This is a genomic window from Ferruginibacter sp. (genome assembly GCF_031430955.1).
In the GTDB taxonomy this organism is placed as follows: domain Bacteria; phylum Bacteroidota; class Bacteroidia; order Chitinophagales; family Chitinophagaceae; genus Ferruginibacter.
The window spans coordinates 1-2,370 of sequence record NZ_JANPCM010000620.1 but is presented as its reverse complement, the minus strand read 5'-3'; the positions used below and the strand labels follow the sequence as shown (position 1 = coordinate 2,370).

At 33.8% G+C, this 2,370-nt stretch carries 3 protein-coding genes; 2 read left to right on the top strand and 1 reads right to left on the bottom strand.

What is annotated here, in order from left to right; genetic code table 11:
• Positions 1 to 90: 90 nt before the first annotated feature.
• Positions 91 to 1,056 (top strand): hypothetical protein, encoded by a 966-nt coding sequence (locus ACY65O_RS17620; protein ID WP_462222173.1) that lies wholly within the window; start codon positions 91 to 93, stop codon positions 1,054 to 1,056.
• Positions 1,057 to 1,139: 83 nt separating this feature from the next.
• Entirely contained in the window at positions 1,140 to 1,718 is a 579-nt protein-coding gene (locus ACY65O_RS17615) for a porin family protein (protein WP_462222172.1), read from the top strand.
• A 28-nt stretch (positions 1,719 to 1,746) separates the two neighbouring features.
• Here ACY65O_RS17615 and ACY65O_RS17610 read toward each other — a convergent pair whose 3' ends face one another.
• Entirely contained in the window at positions 1,747 to 2,316 is a 570-nt protein-coding gene (locus ACY65O_RS17610) for an L-threonylcarbamoyladenylate synthase (protein WP_462222171.1), read from the bottom strand.
• Positions 2,317 to 2,370 lie beyond the last annotated feature (54 nt).

Sequence of the window (2,370 nt, the reverse complement as noted above, 5' to 3'; positions counted from 1 at the left end):
ATAATATCAAACTTTACGTTTAATAGTTTTAATTTTTATTGCAGTTAAACTATTTTTGAAAAACAAAGTCTTAAAAAACTATTGAATTATATGCTAAAAATTTACCTGCTTATTTTTATAATTGCTGCTGGTTTTTCGGTTGCTGTTGCCCAAACAGATTCGCTTTCTGCAAAAGATAAAGCCATGCTGGATTCTATGATGGAGAACGATGAGTTTTTAAAAATGATGAAAGAGCAATCAAAAAACTCTGTTGATATAAGTGTTGGTTTGGGTAATGGTGCATTCAGTTCTAGCAATAATGCGGCTAATGCAACTGGGATAGATAATCAAATTATTTTTACACCTTCAATTATTTATCACACAAAAAATGGTTTCAGTTTTGGAGCGACAGGATTTTTAACTTCAGACAGTACAAATAAATTAGAATTGTATCAAACAGGTATTAGTGCTGCATACGATTATTACGGAAAAAAAGTGCTGGCCGGTTTTTCTTACACCAGGTACTTAAGTGATAAAAATAAATACAATACTAAATCATTGTATCAAAATGATTTTTACGGATATATCAAAAGGGCTAAAGGAATACTTCAACCAGGGTTGACTTCCGGTTTTGCAAACGGGAATTATAAAGAAGTGGTTTTAGTTTTACGAAAAAGGCCGCTATTAGGTGATACATTAGTAAGAGATTCTACCAGTAATAAAGCAAGTTATTTTTCTGTTTCGGGAAGTGTTGAACATGATTTTAGTTTTTATAAATTGTTTTCAAAAGATGATGAACTGGATTTTGTGCCGTCCCTGATTATAAATTTTGGAAGTGATAAACTTACACAAACGCATCTCAATAAAGTATTTAATCGTCAAATTCTCAGTAGCAGAAAAAGAGTAGAAGCAACTAATAAATTTCAACTGCAGTCTGTTGCTGCTTCTTTTGATTTTACTTATGGCATTGGTAAATTCTTTTTACAACCCAATGTTTATTTAGATTATTATTTGCCCGAAACCACTGCTACAAGATTTGCGGCTATTTTTTCTGTAACTGCAGGGGTATCCTTTTAATCTTCTCTTAACAAAATATTAGCCAAACTAATTTGCCCTTGGCATATAAGTTGAATAAATAGTTTAACTAAATAAATTTATTTATGAAAACAAAACTCTTATTAACAGCAGCAATTACCATTTTAAGCATTGGCGCTTTTGCCCAGGGCTTTAATATTGGTATTAAAGGGGGGGCTACACTTAACAAATTATCCGGACAAAGTTTTAAAGAAAAATTCACTTATGGTTATCATGTGGGTGGATTTGCCACCATTGGGTTAGGCGGAAAATTTGCCGTACAACCCGAGGTTTTATTCAGCCAGCTTAATGTAGACACTTCTGACAAATTCAGTGATGTGTACCAGTTTAATAAAACAGGAAAGATTGAACTTAAATATTTAACCATTCCCCTGTTATTAAATTATAATGCCGGTAAACTAATTACATTACAGGCCGGGCCGCAGTTTGGAATATTAGTGAATAAAGATGAAAGCCTGGTACAGAACGGAAAAAATGCTTTTAAAGGTAACGATTTTAGTATGCTGGGTGGCGTACAATTAAAGTTTTCTAAATTAAGAGTTTACGGCCGTTATGTGGTTGGCCTAAATGATATTAATGATATTGACAATAAAGAGAAGTGGAAAAACCAAAGCATTCAGTTGGGTATCGGGCTTGCTTTATAAGGCTTCCGTAAAATAGCTAAAAAATTATTCAGGAACGTATGATGGTGAGAGAGCCATCTGCGTTCCATTTTATTATAGATGATGGGCTCGAAGGTGTTAGATCATCCTGGCGGTGTTGAACAATATAATCAACACCGTTTTTTATTGCCACATCAATATCAATAAAAAATAATGGTGGCGGATAGCCGCTGATATTTGCAGAAGTGGAAACAATGGGTTTTTTAAAATGGCTGATGAGTTGTTTGCAAAAATCATCCTTTACAATTCTTATTGCTGCAGTGCCGTCGTTTGCAATTACGCCGGCTGCCAGGCTAACAGCATTTTCATAAATAACAGTAGTGGGTTTATGAATACCTTTTATATAATCAAATATTTTTACATCGGGCTGGTTGGTGTAGGCTGCAATTGTTTTTTCATCCGCTACCAGTACAACCATGCTTTTATCGTTAGCCCTTTGTTTTAATGTGTAAATTTTTTCAACAGCTTTTTGATTGGTGGCATCGCAGCCAATTCCCCAAATGGTATCCGTAGGGTAGAGGATAAGCCCGCCATTTTGTAAAACAGTTACACATTCTTTTATGTCATTTATAAACTGCATTAATCACTAGTTTTATTTTTCAATACATTAATTACCGCCTGGGTAATTATATTT